Below are 17,658 nucleotides of genomic sequence, written 5' to 3'. Positions count from 1 at the left end.
AAACAGTGGTTCTCATAGCTAACACATTGATTTTAGGAAGAATTTACTAATGACAAACTTTTGGAATAAAAAGGTCGCAGAAAATAAACAAAGAAAATACATTAAAGACATAGCAAAACTTTGGTTAGGGAAAGAAACTATGTCTAAGCAAGCAAAAACATTAAACAATGATGAAATACGTAAAGTTTTAGACTACGTAGCAACACGCAAGCACAGTGAACGAAATAGAGCAATGATTTACACTATTTTTAATACTGGTATGCGTGTTAGCGAAGTTGCTAATTTAAGATTTAAGGATGTTGTAGATAGCGATGGTGCTGTTAGACGTGAAATAAGACTTAGTGCTGAAGATACTAAGACTAAAGAAGCACGTATTGTATTTGTTAATGACAAGTTACATAAAGAATTAACAAGATACGTTAAGCTATACAAGCCACTTAACACTAACGTAAAGTTTTTTTACAGTCAAAAACGTGCAAGTGATGGCTACAGTCCCAATACATTAGCCCAATTCTTCCATTACTTGTTTAATAGGGCAGGGATAGCTGGTGCAAGTTCACACTCAGGCAGACGTAGCTTTATTACAAACTTAGCTAATAAAGGTGTTGGTGTTAGGGTAATTATGGGATTGAGTGGACACAGAGCACTTAGTAGTGTGCAATGCTACATAGATTGCAACGATGATATGAAACGCAAGGCGATAAACTTGTTAAATTAATATTACCAACCAGACTTAAATATTAGTCCAGCCATATTAACAATCCTGTCGGCATTAGCATCTATATCTTTTATAAATGTTTCAGTATTTTTAATATAGGCAGGAAATTTTTTATATAGCTTATTGTCGCCAATTTCTTTTTCTTCAAAAAAACTGAGCGAGCTTATGTTGCTCTTTAATGTATTTGCATAGCTTGTTAAGTGGTAGTGTGACCAGCTAAGATGATGTAATTCATCAATAAGAGTAGCATCTACAATAAAATTAGCAATGATGTTATGTGGATACTTAAGCAATAAAGCTGTAGCGTTAGCATCGTTTTCAAATATGTATAGCTCTGGAAAACTATACCTATTATTGTTATTTGAGAACAATAACTTTTCAAAAGTGCTGTAAGCGTGAGTTATTAAATGCAACTCTTCTAAATGTGGCAAATTTTTATTCTTACGTTTTCCACCACCATATAAAACTTTACTGCCTTTGCCAAGATAAGCATCTAATTCTTTGTAGCTTGGCTTCTCTTGTTCGTCACTATCTATAAAAATAGCACATTTAATTGGCATTTTATTTGGCTTTCTTAACTCTACTCGTAGCTCGTTTTCTTAGCTTACGTGTTTCATAATCAATCCAAGCATCCATACCAATTTCTTTTAAGTCCTCTGGTATTGATATTAGTAGTGCTTTAGTAACTTCACCACCGTGTCCAGGACGTCTCATAGCCATATGCTTAATTACAGCACGCAACCAAGCATCAACAGATTGTTGCTCTGCTGGAATAGTAAAGTTAGACGTTGCATAGCAATATTGATATGACGGATTAGTAGTTGGCATTGTTTCAAAATACAACTGCGTTCTATATTCTTCGTCTATTTCTATTACTTTTAACTTTGCTTCGTAAATCTTTTCTTCAATAGTCTTGCTTGGTTTGCGTGTCATAGTTATTTAGACTTAGGTTTGCGTTTAACTGGCTCGCTTTGTGACACAACTAAACGTTTAATTCCCACAATCTCACCTATTGTTTCAAGTATTGCAATATCTGTAACTCCCTTAGCCCCATCTTTAATTTTCTTAAAGTCAGCAGGAATGTTTGATTTTTTAATAGCTTCTGTAATTTCACTTGCAAATGCTTTTCTTTCCAATACCTTAATTGCTTCTTTAGCATCTGCTAATTTCTTCTTTAAGTCTTCTGCTGTGAGTGATTTGCGTGGTGCTCTTGTAGCCATTCTTATCTCCTTGTCATTTACTTCAAAAAAACTTCTAAAAATTATTACAATTTGTATTAATATAGAGATAATCAGTCAGTAGTCAATAGTGTTTTACCTTAAAATTTACTTTTCACACACCCAAAGAGGTTGCAAGTGCTTATTATTCAAATTGCAATAGGAATTGTTTTAGGTGGATTGCTACTTGCTTATTTTGGCGAGATACTCGTGCTTGGTGTTGGTGCAATTATTTTGATTGCTATTGTTTTATTGATAGCTGTAATTGGTATATTTTTATATGAAGCCATTACTCTCTATGTAGTTCTATCATTGTTAGCATTCTTCATAGTCCTTTATCTTCTCAATAAGTTTTTTCAATGTAACTGGTATCTTAAAAAGTCATTACGTAAGCAAATTAAAAATAGAGAAGACTTGGGTTATGAGCCATTTGACTTAAAGGAAAAACTTAAGAAAATTGAAGATGATGAACTTCAAGCTGAAATTGATTCAAAAGAATTAAGTGATAAAAAGATATTAATGAAGAATGACTACAAATCACTTATTAAATCTTCAAGTAAAGCTAAGGCTAAGGAAATAGCAAGACGACGTTCTTTAGGTTATGACAAATAATTATTATTAGGTAACGTAATTTATATGAAAATTCTTTTTAGTTTATTTGCACTTTTATTAGTTAGCTGTGCAACACCACCAAGTTCTGATCCTTCTAAAGTTGAACTTGCTTGTGCTCAGCGTTGCTCTACAGATTTAGCGACTTGCTCAAGTGGCTTTAAGTTTTTTCCTGTAGTTGTTCAGAAGCAATGTAACGATAACTATGATGTCTGTATTGGTAGCTGTCCAGCAAGAGAGACTAATACTTTAGGTAAGCAAATACAGCAAAATAATTCTGCCAATAAATTAGAGGAATTGAGTATATTGCTTAAAAGAGGCTTAATTACTCAACAAGATTACGATAAAAAGAAAGCTGAAATACTTAAGAATTTATGAAAACATACATCTTATTAACGTTAAGCCTATTTATAGTAGTTGGTTGTGCTTACAGCATTACAGATATTGATATTAGTAAATCTGAACCAGTTTGCGTAAGACAATGCTCTGCTAATTATTCTTCTTGTGTCTCACAAGGTAACCAAATTGGTTTTAAGACTGAAACTTTGCGAGCTTGTAGAGAGTCTTACGCTGTATGTGTGCAAACTTGTCCAGCTAAACAGTAAAGTGACTTAGAGAGCTTACCTATGCCTGACTATATTAAAAGAGCAAATGCAAGTAGCTTAGGTAACTTACGTTTTGTATCTACTGCAAGTTTAGAGCGAGGATTGGATGGTAGCTATGAAACATTTTATGAATACTTCTTTGCCATCTATCATTGTTCATATGCAGAGGATAGTGGAATTAAAGAACGTAGGTTGGAGTTAAGTAAAACTTATCCCAAAAACGTTGTTGTGGTTGGCGATTATTTCGTGCTAACTGGTGAAGCTGCCTATCAAGCATTAAGAGCTTACTACTACACATTAACGATAACAGATACACTTAGCGAAGAATACAGAGAATATATAGCTAAGCGTTTAGAAGATGTAACAACTGCACATAAAGAAAGTCAGTCTTTGCCAATTCCTATAGATTTAACTGAGGGACAGTTAGCTAACGATAAGAAAATGGAGCTACTAACTTGTATTGCTATTGGGAATGGACAAGTCGTGTTACAGAATAAGGCTTAGTATTATTTAATAGGAGAATTTATGAAAATTAAATTAGTTACTTTACTATTGTTATTTTTTACATACTTCATATCAATCAATGCATATGCTTACACCAGTTATGGTGCAAGAGGTTGTGGTAATTTTGTTAGCTCTGTGGATTCAACATCAGAAAAAGACAAAATTGCAAAGAACTATACGGAAGCACTTGTTAAGGCTTGGATTGCTGGTTATGTAACCTCATTTAATATGTGGTTAGACGTAGAAAACAAGCAAGATAATTCAGATATTGTTGCAAGAACTGATATAGATGGAGTTTATATGTCTGTTCTTAATTATTGCAGAGCAAATCCTTTGCAAAATATTAATAACGCTACTGATGACACTATTAAGCAATTGTTACCTCAACCTAAAGCTAAGACTAAACGCTAATAGTTATTTTTTAACTTTACACATTGTGTAACCATAATTTCATTAAACTATTGAAATTGCATATCTATTAAGATGCACGTAACTACTGGATTTGCTGTTCGTAGTTACACATTAGTTACACAATACTATTTTAGGAGACGTAAGTGCTTGATTATAAAAAGAAAAATACTTACGTAGTTATTGAGTGGGAATGACGTTAATGAAGAGGATGATTTATATCTCCCTCATCATTAATGTGGTGGTCTTGATTCCCGTCTGCATTGGCCTTATTTCGGATGCATCTTGGGTTGAGCATGGCTATGGCCCGGCTAGCCCTGCTAGAGGTATTCTTTTATCTATCTATGGTTCTATATTGCTAGTTTCGCTGGGCCTACTAATCAACCCCTTGCCAATGCTGGTTGCGCCTTTGCTTCTGGTTCAGGTGCTTTATAAGCTCACAACCCCATTCACTGTAGGCAACTTCACAAACCCGGTAGTCATTAGCAATATCCTGGTTGCGCTGGTGCATCTAGTAACCTTGCTGCTAATCCTAAGATCAATTCGGGATAAAGCTTCTTCTCAAGCTTTGTTGGATTGAGAGGATTCTCTAAAGTCACCTATGTCTGAGCTTCGAGAAACCTCCCTCGCAATACTGGCAAATACCGATGTGCAGTCCAAGGTTAGCCAGTTGGCTAGCTTGTTTGCTGAGCATGAGACCGGACGCATTGCTATAAATCCTTCTAGCAACCTTACTAGTCAAAATCATTGCCTCCCTGGACGACCAACCAAGCCTGATTTAGTTGCACCTAAATTTGTTCCCAAAAGAAAAATGGATACGGTTGATGGTAGAGCTATTCTTTGGCACTCCTTGGCGCATATTGAATTTAATGCCATGAATTTAGCCTTAGATGCAATTTGGAGATTTTCAAATATGCCACAGGCCTATTACGAAGATTGGCTTAGGGTTGCAAAAGAAGAGTCATATCACTTTAGCTTGATTAATGCCCATTTACAGTCCTTTGGATTTAGTTATGGAGATTTCCCGGCTCACAATAGTTTGTGGGAGATGGTTGAAAGAACGACTGATTCAGTGATTGCTCGCATGGCTTTAGTTCCTAGGACGATGGAAGCAAGAGGGCTTGATGCAGTTCCGGAGATTCGGGATCGTTTTAAACAAATCAAAGATGAGCGTGCAGTAGAAATTCTGGAGATCATTCTCCATGATGAGATTGGGCATGTGCTTGTTGGTAATCGCTGGTTTAACTTCTTGTGTGCCAATGACAACCTATCCCCAATTGCGACTTATCGAGAGTTGGCCGAAAAATACCGTGCGCCAACTTTGCGGGGGCCATTTAATCTTGATGCGCGTGAGCAGGCTGGCTTTACTTCTGAGGAATTAGAGATATTGGAATCTCTGAGTGAGAAGCGGACCCAAGCGGCATGAAGATTCTTAGCCTCATTCCGCCGATGACGCAGCTTAATACGCCGTATCCATCAACCGCCTATCTCACTGGCTTTCTACGATCAAGAGGTTTTGATGCAGTTCAAGAGGATTTAGCATTAGCCTTGGTCCTAGGTTTTTTCACTCCATCTGGTTTGCAAGAAATTAAAGAGCAGGCATTGCAGCTTCCTGAAGAAAATCGCAGTGCAAGTGTTAATTTCTTTCTAGACTACTTTGCAGATTATCAAAGCACTATTTCTCTAGCTATTGCATTTTTGCAAGGGCGTGACAGCACTCTTGCCCACCGTATCAACAGTCGTGCTCTTCTGCCTGAGGGCCCGCGATTTGCATCCCTAGACGCTTATGATGAAGAAGAGGGCGGTGATTCTCTGGCGTGGGCATTTGGCGCACTGGGTTCTCAAGATCGGGCGCGTCATTTAGCCACTCTCTATCTCAATGATTTATCCGATGTCCTGCGTGATGCGGTAGATGAGCGGTTTGAGTTTGTTCGCTATGCAGAATCTTTGGCAGGTAGTCAGCCTACCTTTACCCCTTTAGCGGATGCTCTAGCGGCAAGCCCAACATTGATGGATTTGCATTTGCAAGATCTAACAAGGTCCTCGATCAAAAAGCATCGGCCTAGTTTGGTATTGCTCTCGGTACCATTCCCTGGGGCAATGTACGCCGCATTACGAATTGCTCAAACTATCAAGCAAGATTACCCCGCTATTAAAATTGCTCTTGGTGGTGGTTATGTCAATACTGAATTACGTGAGCTGACCGATCCGCGCATATTTGATTTTGTAGACTTCATCACCCTAGATTCTGGTGAGCGACCTTTGCTTGCTCTGCTCGAGCATTTGAATGGCAAACGATCAGCTGAAAGACTTGTGCGTACCTTTATCCGAACCGCTAGTAATGAAGTTCGTTATATCAATTGGCAGGAGCCAGATATTCCTTTTGAAGAAGTTGGTACTGCCACTTGGGATGGTTTGCCACTCAATTCTTATTTATCGCTGCTGGATATGCTCAACCCCATGCATCGTCTATGGAGTGATGGTCGCTGGAATAAGCTCACTGTTGCTCATGGTTGCTATTGGAAAAAATGTAGCTTCTGTGATGTGAGTTTGGATTACATCTCTCGTTACGAAACTGCTTCTGCAAGTCTTTTGGTTGATCGTATTGAAGCTATCGTTGCAGAGACTGGGCAGACGGGGTTTCATTTTGTAGATGAAGCTACACCACCCAAAATATTAAAAGCCCTTGCTGAGGAATTAATACGTCGTAAGGTGGTGATTTCTTGGTGGGGCAACATCCGTTTTGAAAAGACCTTTACACCTGAACTATGTGAGTTGTTAGCGCAAAGTGGATGTATAGCAATGTCCGGCGGATTGGAGGTGGCCTCTGACAGACTTCTTGATCTCATGAAAAAAGGGGTATCTGTCGAGCAAGTGGCTCAAGTCACCAAAGGATTCTCAGATGCTGGAATCCTCGTGCATGCTTATCTCATGTATGGTTTCCCAACGCAAACAGTTCAAGAGACAGTTGACTCACTGGAATACGTTCGTCAGCTTTTTGAAAATGGTTGCATTCAGAGTGGCTTCTTCCATCGCTTTACTTGTACGGTGCACTCTCCAGTTGGGCTTGATCCGGCAGCCTATGGCATTGAGCTTGTGCCATTACCCCCGATTAGCTTTGCCAAGAATGATATTGCCTTTATTGACCCCACAGGTGTCGATCACGATCGTCTCGGTGTAGGTCTTAAAAAGGCGATTTATAACTTTATGCATGGCGTAGGCTTTGAAGAAGATGCCCATCAGTGGTTTGATATGTCCGGCATTCCAAAAGCCTCAGTGGGGCGCAATAAAATAGCAAAAGCACTGAAGCATAATTAAATACCCGTAAACTTTATTCATCCAAATCATTTATTTAAATTACCGTGGGTAGCAATATGAACTTATCTCGTCGCACCTTTATCGTTTCTGCCGCTTTAGCTCCAGTTGCTTGTGGTGGCCTTTCATATGAGCATGGCATTCCGGTTGCTCAACCAAAACCATTGCCAAGCGTTCGCCCCCCACAAATTGGACAGGAGTGGACCTATATCAAGAAGAATGTTTTTGATGGCAAAACTTTAGATGTGATTACTGAGCGCGTTTCTAATATTGGCTCCACGATTGTGCTCGATCGCATGACTGCTGATGGTGCTCGTTTGCCCAGTGAGATTCAGACTTCCTGGGGAATGGTTTCTACAGACACACAGTGGTCGCGCTTGTTGAACTTCAGCCCATCTTTGCCGCTTTGGCCTGAGCAGCTATCGACGACCTGGGCAAAACAGTTCAACACCAAGTACAGCATTGCTGGCTACTCAGGCTCGCAAATGAACTGGCAAGAATATATGAGCGTGCAGGGCTGGGAAAAAATTACTGTACCTGCTGGAGAGTTTGTAGCATTGCGTTTTCAGACTCTGATTAATTATGAGAGTGACGATCCCAACAAGGTAGATTGCATTCGCAAAGAAACAGTTTGGTTTGCACCGCAGATTGGTCGCTGGGTTGCACGTGAGGCATCTGGCTCTTATCAAATTCAAGGGCAAATTGGTGCAGTGATTCTAGAAGGTAGCTATCAATGGCAATTGAGCTCCTACAAATAAATACTGTACGTAGGCTTCTTGTATTGCTGTCACCAGCATTGCTGGTGGCCTGTATTGCTGCACAACCTTATCCGACCTCCACGCCTTTACCCCAACCTATTAATCCTCCCAAGGTGAGGGCGCCGCAAGTAGGGCAGCAGTGGGTCTACAACGTGCGCAATGTTTTTAACCAAGAGTTGGTAGATATTGTTACCGAGAGAGTGGTTTCTGTTGGGCCCCAGGTTCGGATTGAGCGCAGTGGATTAAAAGCAGGGCAACTCCCCGATGAGATCCAGCAGCCTTGGGGTTATGTCTTGCAAGATCCCCATTGGAATCCTCCACAAAAGTTTTTGAAGCCGATTCCCTTGTGGCCTGAGCAACTCGTACCAGGCTGGTCTGGTTTCTATCGCGACCGCTATCAAGTAGTCGGGTATCCCGATAATGACTACTACTGGGGATTAAATGTAACGGCTCTTCAGTGGGAGGGTGTCAGCGTGCCTGCTGGCCAATTCCCCGTCTTGAAGTATCAGAATGAGGCGCCTTTCTTCACCAGTAACGACTTTTCTCGAGTGGCTAGCTATCGTCAGGAAGATGTTTGGTTTGCCCCAGAAATTGGCAGATGGGTTATCCGGCGTGGCTATGGACGCTATTTATGGGGAGGCATGTTCTGGAATGATGCCCTCTGGGAAGATTACTTAGAGTGGGAGCTTGTGTCCTGGAAGTAAGCAAAGCGCTTAAAATCAGCACATAGCTATGTATACCGTAAAAGAACTTTTTCCAACCCTTCAGGGTGAGGGTGCCCACGCAGGTCGTGCAGCTGTATTTTGTCGCTTTGCTGGTTGCAATTTGTGGAGCGGACGTGAAGAAGATCGCGCTACTGCAGTTTGCCAATTTTGCGATACCAACTTTGTTGGAAGCGATGGCGTCGGCGGCGGCAAGTTTGAAACCGCCTCTTTATTGGCAGATACTATAGAAGAGGTGTGGATCAGCACCTCAGCAGGCCCGCAGCAACGTTACGTTGTCTTCACCGGTGGTGAGCCACTACTGCAACTCGATACTGCTTTAATCGATGCTTTACATGCTAAGGGTTTCACTATCGCCATTGAGACCAACGGCACGATCAAGGTTCCTAAAGGCATTGATTGGGTATGCGTCAGTCCTAAGGCTGGCTCCGAGCTGATTGTTTTGCAAGCTGATGAAATTAAGCTGGTGATTCCTCAGCAGGGTCATGCTGCCATTGAGACCTTATTGGCTCGATTTGAGAAGATGGATTATCGCAATCGCTTCTTGCAGGCCATGGATGGTCCAAACCTCCAAGAAAACCTCGCATTGGCAGTTCGTCTCTGTCAAAAGCGACCTTTATGGCGTTTGAGTGTTCAGACCCATAAAATGATCGGTATTCGATAGTAGCTTTACCAAGTGATATTTAAGTATTTAGAAAAGCAATCATGACCAACAAGCAAGAAGCCATCTCCATTACCCGCCGACTTGAGTTTGACTCGGGTCATCGCATTCCAAATCATGATGGACAGTGCCGTCATTTGCATGGCCATCGCTATGCCATTGAAGTCACGCTGACTGGTGTGATCGCGGATCATCCAGGCAAGGCAGACGATGGCATGGTCTTAGATTTTGGAGATATTAAGCGCCTCACGAATCAATATGTAGTGGAGCCTTGGGATCATGCATTTTTGGTTGCCAAAGAAGATGCTGGATTAGTAGATTATTTAAACTCCATCCCGAATCACAAGACGGTAGTGATGGAGCATGTGCCTACTGTTGAGAATTTGGCTAGCGCAGCCTTTAAAGTATTACAGCCTGTTTTTGAAAAAGCCTTTGATGGCCGACTCAAGTTAGCATCTATTCGTCTTTATGAAACCCCCAATTGTTGGGCTGACGTTTCTCATTCTTAAGAAGTAATATGCAAGTTGAGCTTGATCGCCAATTTATGCAGCAAGCTTTGGATCAAGCCAAGCTCGCTGCCGCAGCTGGTGAAGTGCCGGTTGGCGCTGTTTTAGTTCGTGATGGCGAAGTGATTTCCACAGGCTTTAATCAGCCAATTACGAATAGCGATCCTAGCGCCCATGCTGAGATGATGGCCTTGCGTGCTGCCGCCTCAGATGAGTCTAATTACCGCCTACCTGGCACAACCCTGTATGTCACATTAGAGCCCTGCACTATGTGCGCAGGAGCGATGCTCCATGCTCGGGTTGATCGTGTTGTATTTGGTGCCACAGATCCAAAAACAGGTGCTGCAGGCAGCGTACTCAATGTATTCTCAGAAAAGCAGATTAATCACCAGACTCAGGTTGAAGGTGGCATCATGGGTGAAGAGTGTGGTCAGATACTGCGGGATTTTTTTAAGGAGCGGCGTTGAAGCAAATTCATTTGATTGCTCCTTCAGGGGCTAGTCTAGATACTCGCAGCCCATTGGCTGGAATCGAGTGGCTACAAAAGCAGGGTATTGAAGTTCTCAATACTGCCTGTGTTGATCGGGTCGAACAACGCTTTGCTGGCTCTGATGCTGAGCGTTTGGCTGAAATCAATCAACTCGCCAAGCTCTCTCCCGAGATTCCTGTTGTCGCCATGCGAGGTGGTTATGGATTGCATCGCCTGCTCCCAGATATTCAGTGGGATGCGATTGCCAAAGCTATTAAGAATGGTCTGCAGATTTGCGGACATAGCGATTTCACAGTCTTCCAGTTGGGTTTATTAGCAAAGACTGGCGCAGTTACATTGGCAGGCCCTATGCTCAATTTTGATTTTGCTTGTCAGGGTGAGCAGAGCGTCACTCCTAATGCATTGATGTGGACGCATTTCCAAAAAGCCATTCATGAGCGTAAATTAGATTGCACCATTAAAACCAATCAAGCCTTCTTAAAAAATTCTGCCGCAGGCCAAGCTTCGGGAATGCTTTGGGGTGGTAACCTAACAGTACTCGCAGGCTTAGTTGGAACACCATACTTGCCAAGCAAAGAGCAAACTCAAGGTGGTATTTTATTTCTAGAGGATGTTAATGAGCACCCCTACCGGATTGAGCGCATGTTGATGCAATTATTGGATGCAGGCATATTGGCCAATCAAAGCGCCATTCTCTTGGGTGGATTCTCGGCATACCGTCTTTACGATAATGACCGTGGTTACACCCTGGAAAGTGCGATTGAGGCTATTCGTAAACGTCTACCCGAAAATATCCCGATATTGACCGACTTACCTTTCGGACATCAAGCTGAAAAACTGACTTTGCCCGTAGGTGCGCAAGCACACATTCAATACGATAGTTCGGGCTTTACTATTCAGTCCCAGTGGTAGTAATTTCAAATTAAGGACATCTCCTTGCGAGTTTTAGCATTTCTCACCAGCATATTGATTGCGAGCGCTGCAATGGCAACCGAAGAACCAAAATACACTCTTCTCGAGAAATCTGAGCCATTTGAATTGCGCGCCTATGCACCTCAGATTGTGGCTGAGGTCAAAGTAGATGGTGATTTAGATGCTGCCTCTAATCAAGGATTTCGTTTAATTGCCGCCTATATCTTTGGAAAAAATCAGGTATCTGAAAAAATTGCCATGACTGCGCCTGTTGGTATTGAATCCAGCGATCAAAATAAGAGCGCCAAGATTGCCATGACTGCTCCTGTAGGAATTGAGAGCAGCAAGTCTTCTGAAAATGCAGGCAATCAATGGTCGGTATCGTTTGTGATGCCTGCAGAGTACACCTTAGCGAGCTTGCCAAAGCCATTGGATCCGCAAGTCAAAATCAGAGAAGTACCCGCAGAAAAAAGGGCAGTAATTATCTTCTCTGGTTTTTATAATCAAGAAAAGGTAGAAGAAAAAACCCACGCATTACGAGAGTGGATCAAGTTGAAGAATTTAAAGCCAAGCGGTGAACCTCAGTTTGCCCGCTACAACCCGCCTTGGACTTTACCCTTCATGCGTCGCAATGAAGTGATGATTCAGGTCCAGGATTAAGGTCCTTAGGTTTAAAGCTTAAGCCTCAAAACTCTTTAATACAAATCCAGCGCCACCATCTTGCCCCAGCGCTTTAATCAGAATAGGCAGACTTTCAGCCAATTGCTTTTCTAGGGTCCAGGGTGGGTTGATGATGAACATGCCACTTGCCTGAAGTCGACGCTCTTTAGGCGCATTCTCAACCCGCAACTCAACATGCAACCAAGAGCGTTTATGGGCTGCCGCAATCTTTTTCATATGATCGGGTAGGGCTGCTGATTCTCGTCTAGAGAGGCATGGATACCAGATGGCATAACACCCAGTGGCGAAGCGTTGTAGTGCTTCTTCCATCGCTGTTTCGAGATAACGGTAGTCTTGCTTATCTTCGTAAGAAGGGTCAATTAAAACAAGTCCGCGCCTGCTCGGTGGCGGCATCAATCCCTTTAATCTTGCAAAGCTATCCTCTGCATAGATATCAATTTGCCTTGATTGTTTGAGCTCGCTGATATTGTGGCGCAAGATATCAATCTCTTTTGGGTGTAATTCAAAGAGCTTCAAGCGGTCTTGCGTTCTCAGTAATCGCGCCAAAATAAATGGGGAACCGGGATAGATCGTGATCTCATCAGCAGCATTCTCAGCCCGAATGTACTCGAGATAATTGGCAATGCCTGGACTTACGGGATTGGTCTCTGCAAATTTGGCTAAGCGATAAATGCCTTGATCTGCTTCTTTACTGACTGCCGCAAAACCGTCAATCAGACTATAGATACCAGCACCAGCATGGGTGTCAACAATAGTAAGGGCACCTGGTTTTTCTTGGAGATATTCCATCAGCTGAATCATCACAAGATGTTTCAGAATATCGGCATGGCTACCCGCATGAAAAGCATGGCGATAACTAAACATCTTTATATGGCCCTAGGTTTTTGCGCTTTAATAAATAAAGCCAAAGTAATGCTGATTAATGCCACGCAAGCATATTGCAAAGATTGATTGAGCTCTGAGTCTAGAGTTTGAGTGAGAAGTACATAGATCGTAGCAAGCCCACCTAGGGCAAGTAAGCGCGGCCCGATCTGATTGGCGGCCAGTTTCGCCTCTGGAATTAATCCAGCCAGTCCGGCCCCAAGCATTCCAGACCATAGTCCAATAGCGCAACCCGCCAACACATCGGTAAGCCAGTGAGCGCCCAGCGCGTTACGAGAGATACCAGCAAAGCCAGCAATGATAAAAATCCACCACAAAGAAGTTCTGTTATTTCGATCGCTGGCAAAATAGATTCCAGAAACCACTGCAAAAGCAGTAATCGTATGGCCTGATGGCATTGCCCTATGCAGTAAAGGCTCACCTATGCGATAAAAATCTTCTAAAGCTAAGACGCCAGCAGGGCGAGGAAGGGCTAAAAAAGGTTTGATGATTTGACTAAAAGCGCCACCAATCAGAGAGGCCAATAGTCCAGCGCAGAGTAATCGAGGCGCCAGTACTAAGAGTGGAAAGCACAAAGCAAAGATGCCCCAACCATTGCCAATAAAAGTAAGCCAGGCCCACAAGGTATCGGGCAGAATCTGGGTATAGCGATTAATGAATAAAAACGTTGGAGTTTGAAGTTCACCAAAGTAAATAGCAATTGCTAGGCCAAGCGGCAGAAATGGGATGCACCAAACCCAGATCGAGGCAATTGCAAAAATCGACTTGCGCTGCTCAGTCATGCGAATTAACGTGCTCGCTCTTGATCGGCTTCATTGAGTTGATGCACCATCTTCTCCAGCACCTGAGTGACAGTGATGGCCTGCATACAGACATTGTCATGGCACGGTGTCTTGCGATGATTGGCGGCACTGACACAAGGTGAGCATGCGAGATTGGCTGTGATCGCAATTGACTTGCCAACCGAGCCATAGAGCGCTGGAGTTTCTGGTCCAAATAAGACGACTGTGCGCAACGGAGTCACCGCAGAAAAATGCCCGGGCCCAGAGTCGTTAGTCACCATAACATCAGATAGTGTGTACAGCGCCGGTAGTTCTGCGAAGCTCACTTGACCGGCAAAGTTCAGAGCATTTTTAACATTAGCAACTGAGCGTACTTTTTCAACATACTGAAATTCAGCGGGGGAGCCAGTGATCAAAATAAGGTCATTGGGATAACGTTGATTTAATCCTTGAATCAGTTCTGAGAAGCGCTGTTGCGCCCAACGTCGTTGCGGCAATAAATCACTGGCATTGGGATTGACCAAAATCAGACGTTGGCCACCTTGCTTAAATTGAATACCAAAAGACCCGCTCAGTTTCTCAATACGCTCGCGAATTTGATTCAATACAGTTGGATTAATTACCGCTTGCTCTAAACGCACTTCAGAATCTGCAATATGTATTTTGCTAAACGGGACTTCAATCTTTTTAGCAAATGCCGCATGAATTAGAGATAGAAAATTCTTGGTAATGTGGATGTGCGGGTTGTAATGGACTTTGCGAGTCAGCATAAAGCCACGCCATAAACCTTCACCATGAAAGATGTGATAACCCACGCGACGACGTGCACCACAGAGGCCGGTGAGTAGAGCGGTAAAGCGAGAGAACAGCTCCAAATCAATGACGGTGTCGATACGATGCTTGCGAGCTAGTAGTAAGAATTTGAGTGTGTCTTTAATTAAGCCGCCCAAGCTTGAAGAATCAATCGTAAAAATATTCTCAGGCTTAACAGTATTTAATAAAGTGAGACTAGCGCGATTGCTTTTGAAGATCAGGAAAAATAATTCAGCGCCACGAGACTGTGCATTACGCATAGCCGGGTCTACTAAGATAGCGCTACCCATTTCTGATAACTCAATAAAGAGCAGTTTGCGTGGCTCATCTGGTCCCCGACCAAATATATTCTTGATGCTATCCATCAGAGCGACTACTGGGCTTGCTACTGCACAAAGTGGCACGCCAACCCAATGGTCAATGGCGCGCATAGTATTGACACTAATACTCATAGTAGGGCTCTAAAAAATTACTTCCGTTTTAATAAAAAGTAAGCGCCGGGTAATACCGATAACACGGTAATAGCGCCGTAGCTAATGGATGCTAATACGGTCATAGAGGGGCTTACACCCCACAATGCCAATACTGAAGAGAGTGTGGCTTCACGTAAGCCCCAGCCAGAGATGCTGATTGGCAGCATCAAGAGAAGGCTGAGTGCAGGCAAGCCAATCATAAGGGCTTCAATAGGCGCATCCACTCCATAGGCTTTAAGACAGAAGAGCAGCGTCAAAATTGTGAGAGCATGAATGCCAATTGCAAATACGGCTTGAGCAATATTCATGGGCCAAGAAAAAGCAAACTTAATTCCTGGGAGGGCATGGCTCATTTTTAGACGGTCTAATAATTTTTGTAGCAAGTTGCAGCTCGGACCCCAGGCTAAAACGGCAGCAATAAATAAACCAGCAAAAACCATGATGCCTGTGACGGCGTAACCCAAGTCTGTTCCCCAGGCGGCCAAAGTAGCGCCACCCAAAATGAGGCCCAGTCCACCCAGTAAATTGTTTCCTGCCAAGCCAAGTAGGCGATCTACTAGCACCATAGAAAAACTCAGACGCAATTTAGGTGTTGCGTGCTCTAAGTCAACCGAGTGATGAAGCTCCTCATCTAAGCCTTTTTCTTCAGTCAATTTACCGCTGCTACTTAAATGGGTGGCTGTAATAGCGCGATAACTATCCCCACCAAGAGTACTTGGTAGTCCCTGATTGATGAGTCCGCCAGCAAAATAGAGTGCTACAAAGTTAAGGAGACTTCCTTGAAATCCAACTTTGCGCATTAAAAATCCCCAGCGCAGTCCACCACAAATAAATGCCGAGAGCATCGTGAATACCGCAGCTAAAAACCACCAAGGCTGCATCCGAATTTCAGAATTGAATAGGGCGTGCCAATCAATTCCGCTCGTGGCCTTCCAGAGGAGTGCGACTGATAAAACAATGCGAATGGTGGGCCAAGCCCGTTTGAGAATTGCTTTCCACCCAGATGTGGCTTTTGGGGTGGCTTGGGGTTGTGAACTCATAGGCATAAGGATAATGCCTATGGCTCCTAAGGTCTTGAATTTGGGGAATTAACGTGCTGTACCGGCGTCCTGCCAGTTGCGGCAAAGACTGTAGTCAAATTTAGATAAAACCTGCCCAAACCGGATGATTTCTAGGCTGTCCAGGGGTTCGCAGAGCTCAAAGGCGAGGTTTGCCCCAACAGGCGGCTTAAAAGTCATGCCCGACCAATTGATTACTAAGACGTTCGCACCAGCTGGTAATTGCCCAAACCAGAGGTCAAACTGATCCTGACGCTGGTCCAATACAAAGACTGGTACTGGTTGCGCATACCAAGCAGCCCGACTACCCAACGTCCAGTTTTGTACTGCAATGCCGTTTGCTTTAGTGGCTTGTGCCAATTGAGCTGCTTTTTCGCCTGCAATCTTCCATCCGTAGAGGTCAGCAATTGGATTGGACTTGAGGGCTGCCGTATTCATGCCTCCCGATAGAACGTAACCAAAGCCTATTAAGCAAATGAGTAGTTGCCCAACAAACAAGATGCGGATTGCCATGCGATGTTGCATGGCCCATGCCTTGGCTAGACCAATACCAGCAAATGGCGCTAGACAAAACCACGCCGGGGTAGTCCAGTGGGGGAGACTGCCGCCTCCAGAAAGTGAAGCAAAAATCATGAAAGGGATCATGAAAAAGCTCAGCAAAGCAAAGATAAGGAGCTTGTGGGAGTGAAGGCAATGCTTAATATATGTATAGCTGCCTAAAAGTAATAGCGGCCCAAAGCAGGCAATCTGAATACCAATGAAAGCGCCAACTCTACGCCATGCCCAAGTGCCACCACTACCATGGGCAATTTGGTACTTGAACGAGATCCAATCATTGATCCAATTCCAATACAGAACTGGGCTAATCACAATTAAGGCAATTGCTGCCGCTATCCAAAAACCTGCTTTAGTAATCCAAGGTTTCTTTGGTAAGGCCAAGAAAACAAAGAGCAGGGCAAATGCAGTAAACGCGGCGGTGTATTTGCTCAGACCTGCTAGGCCCAGTAGCAAGCCAGTAATAATCCAGTCAGAAACAGTGAAGTAATCATTTTGGATCCAGCGCAAAGCCATCAACATTAAACCCAGACTTAAGGGTGCGAGCAAGGTGTCAGGCAAAAGACCGATTGCTAAAACATGCGGTAGTGGGGCTGCAATGATTGCTAACACAGCCATCAATCCACATAGATTGGCAGAAGGTAGGGCGGTGGTTAGGTAACCCGCATTACGTCCTTGCATGAGGTGATGAATTTCAATAGTTACCTGATATACCAAGAAGGCAGAAAGTACCCACAGCAATTCCGGAATGAGGCGAATGATTCCCTCGGATGAAGTGAGGGTAACTAATGGCCACTGGATCCAGCCAACTAATGGTGGATGATCAAAGTAACTCCAGGCAAGATGTTTTGCATATAAAGCGTAATGCGCTTCATCAACAGAGAACTCAATCGAGAAGCCAAGGGCAAAGTGCAGCGCCGCAGCAATACAGATGCTGATAGCGGCCCAGCTTGAGGGGGATTGATGGCGCATCAGGCAATTTTAGACTT

Annotated in this window: 23 protein-coding genes; 15 read left to right on the top strand and 8 right to left on the bottom strand. The window is 43.3% G+C overall.

Annotated elements, in window-relative coordinates:
- Nucleotides 1-49: 49 nt before the first annotated feature.
- Complete coding sequence (locus FD975_RS06585; RefSeq protein ID WP_371743370.1) at nt 50-718, top strand: tyrosine-type recombinase/integrase; 669 nt, start codon at nt 50-52, stop codon at nt 716-718.
- Between the two features lie 2 nt (nt 719-720).
- Here the strand turns inward: FD975_RS06585 and FD975_RS06580 are convergent, their stop codons facing one another.
- From FD975_RS06580 to FD975_RS06570, 3 genes are read right to left on the bottom strand one after another with little or no spacing between them, the layout of a single operon-like run.
- A complete protein-coding gene (locus FD975_RS06580; protein WP_215301236.1) occupies nt 721-1,278 on the bottom strand; it encodes a hypothetical protein in 558 nt (185 codons plus the stop codon).
- Nucleotide 1,279: 1 nt separating this feature from the next.
- Nucleotides 1,280-1,651: a hypothetical protein gene (locus FD975_RS06575; RefSeq protein WP_215301234.1), complete on the bottom strand. Its 372-nt coding sequence runs from the start codon at nt 1,649-1,651 to the stop codon at nt 1,280-1,282.
- Nucleotides 1,652-1,653: 2 nt separating this feature from the next.
- Entirely contained in the window at nt 1,654-1,938 is a 285-nt protein-coding gene (locus FD975_RS06570; protein ID WP_215301232.1) for a hypothetical protein, read from the bottom strand.
- 135 nt (nt 1,939-2,073) lie between these two features.
- On the opposite strand from FD975_RS06570, the gene FD975_RS06565 reads away from it, so the two are divergent.
- From FD975_RS06565 to FD975_RS06500, 14 genes are all read left to right on the top strand, one after another.
- The gene (locus FD975_RS06565; protein WP_215301230.1) at nt 2,074-2,547 is read left to right on the top strand and encodes a hypothetical protein; all 474 of its coding nucleotides are present in this window, start codon (nt 2,074-2,076) and stop codon (nt 2,545-2,547) included.
- A gap of 24 nt (nt 2,548-2,571) precedes the next feature.
- A complete protein-coding gene (locus FD975_RS06560; protein WP_215301228.1) occupies nt 2,572-2,922 on the top strand; it encodes an SHOCT domain-containing protein in 351 nt (116 codons plus the stop codon).
- Between the two features lie 248 nt (nt 2,923-3,170).
- Entirely contained in the window at nt 3,171-3,653 is a 483-nt protein-coding gene (locus FD975_RS06555; protein WP_215301227.1) for a hypothetical protein, read from the top strand.
- A gap of 21 nt (nt 3,654-3,674) precedes the next feature.
- Nucleotides 3,675-4,064 (top strand): hypothetical protein, encoded by a 390-nt coding sequence (locus FD975_RS06550; RefSeq protein ID WP_112203611.1) that lies wholly within the window; start codon nt 3,675-3,677, stop codon nt 4,062-4,064.
- Nucleotides 4,065-4,263: 199 nt separating this feature from the next.
- Nucleotides 4,264-4,641, top strand: coding sequence for a hypothetical protein (locus tag FD975_RS06545; protein ID WP_215301225.1), 378 nt, complete (start codon nt 4,264-4,266; stop codon nt 4,639-4,641).
- Between the two features lie 21 nt (nt 4,642-4,662).
- Nucleotides 4,663-5,487 (top strand): ferritin-like domain-containing protein, encoded by an 825-nt coding sequence (locus FD975_RS06540; RefSeq protein ID WP_215301223.1) that lies wholly within the window; start codon nt 4,663-4,665, stop codon nt 5,485-5,487.
- On the top strand, nt 5,484-7,379 hold the full coding sequence (locus FD975_RS06535; RefSeq protein WP_215301221.1) for a radical SAM protein: 1,896 nt from the start codon (nt 5,484-5,486) through the stop codon (nt 7,377-7,379). The genes FD975_RS06540 and FD975_RS06535 overlap by 4 nt, the downstream gene beginning before the upstream one ends.
- A gap of 56 nt (nt 7,380-7,435) precedes the next feature.
- The gene (locus FD975_RS06530; protein ID WP_215301219.1) at nt 7,436-8,134 is read left to right on the top strand and encodes a hypothetical protein; all 699 of its coding nucleotides are present in this window, start codon (nt 7,436-7,438) and stop codon (nt 8,132-8,134) included.
- Nucleotides 8,110-8,838, top strand: a complete 729-nt coding sequence (locus tag FD975_RS06525) for a hypothetical protein (RefSeq protein ID WP_215301217.1) — start codon at nt 8,110-8,112, stop codon at nt 8,836-8,838. The genes FD975_RS06530 and FD975_RS06525 overlap by 25 nt, the downstream gene beginning before the upstream one ends.
- A gap of 28 nt (nt 8,839-8,866) precedes the next feature.
- Complete coding sequence (queE, locus tag FD975_RS06520; protein ID WP_215301215.1) at nt 8,867-9,520, top strand: 7-carboxy-7-deazaguanine synthase; 654 nt, start codon at nt 8,867-8,869, stop codon at nt 9,518-9,520.
- A 41-nt stretch (nt 9,521-9,561) separates the two neighbouring features.
- A complete protein-coding gene (queD, locus tag FD975_RS06515; RefSeq protein WP_215301213.1) occupies nt 9,562-10,026 on the top strand; it encodes a 6-carboxytetrahydropterin synthase QueD in 465 nt (154 codons plus the stop codon).
- 8 nt (nt 10,027-10,034) lie between these two features.
- On the top strand, nt 10,035-10,490 hold the full coding sequence (tadA, locus tag FD975_RS06510) for a tRNA adenosine(34) deaminase TadA (protein ID WP_215301211.1): 456 nt from the start codon (nt 10,035-10,037) through the stop codon (nt 10,488-10,490).
- Nucleotides 10,487-11,425, top strand: coding sequence for an LD-carboxypeptidase (locus FD975_RS06505; RefSeq protein WP_215301210.1), 939 nt, complete (start codon nt 10,487-10,489; stop codon nt 11,423-11,425). The genes tadA and FD975_RS06505 overlap by 4 nt, the downstream gene beginning before the upstream one ends.
- Before the next feature lie 24 nt (nt 11,426-11,449).
- Nucleotides 11,450-12,085, top strand: coding sequence for a heme-binding protein (locus tag FD975_RS06500; RefSeq protein WP_251371161.1), 636 nt, complete (start codon nt 11,450-11,452; stop codon nt 12,083-12,085).
- An 18-nt stretch (nt 12,086-12,103) separates the two neighbouring features.
- On the opposite strand, the gene FD975_RS06495 is transcribed toward FD975_RS06500, so the two are convergent.
- The 5 genes from FD975_RS06495 to FD975_RS06475 are packed head-to-tail and all read right to left on the bottom strand — an operon-like array spanning nt 12,104 to nt 17,641.
- Nucleotides 12,104-12,970, bottom strand: coding sequence for a 23S rRNA (adenine(2030)-N(6))-methyltransferase RlmJ (locus tag FD975_RS06495; protein WP_215301208.1), 867 nt, complete (start codon nt 12,968-12,970; stop codon nt 12,104-12,106).
- 2 nt (nt 12,971-12,972) lie between these two features.
- On the bottom strand, nt 12,973-13,770 hold the full coding sequence (locus FD975_RS06490; protein ID WP_215301206.1) for a phosphatase PAP2 family protein: 798 nt from the start codon (nt 13,768-13,770) through the stop codon (nt 12,973-12,975).
- Between the two features lie 5 nt (nt 13,771-13,775).
- Nucleotides 13,776-15,035 (bottom strand): glycosyltransferase family 9 protein, encoded by a 1,260-nt coding sequence (locus FD975_RS06485; protein ID WP_215301204.1) that lies wholly within the window; start codon nt 15,033-15,035, stop codon nt 13,776-13,778.
- Between the two features lie 17 nt (nt 15,036-15,052).
- Nucleotides 15,053-16,096 carry a lysylphosphatidylglycerol synthase transmembrane domain-containing protein gene (locus FD975_RS06480; RefSeq protein WP_215301202.1) on the bottom strand — a complete coding sequence of 348 codons (1,044 nt, stop codon included), beginning with the start codon at nt 16,094-16,096 and terminating at the stop codon, nt 15,053-15,055.
- Nucleotides 16,097-16,144: 48 nt separating this feature from the next.
- The gene (locus tag FD975_RS06475) at nt 16,145-17,641 is read right to left on the bottom strand and encodes a glycosyltransferase family 39 protein (RefSeq protein WP_215301200.1); all 1,497 of its coding nucleotides are present in this window, start codon (nt 17,639-17,641) and stop codon (nt 16,145-16,147) included.
- Nucleotides 17,642-17,658 lie beyond the last annotated feature (17 nt).

It is taken from the genome of Polynucleobacter sp. AP-Jannik-300A-C4 (genome assembly GCF_018688335.1).
In the GTDB taxonomy this organism is placed as follows: Bacteria; Pseudomonadota; Gammaproteobacteria; order Burkholderiales; family Burkholderiaceae; genus Polynucleobacter.
The sequence above is the reverse complement of the archived record's forward strand: the minus strand, read 5'-3'. Positions and strand labels throughout refer to the sequence as shown.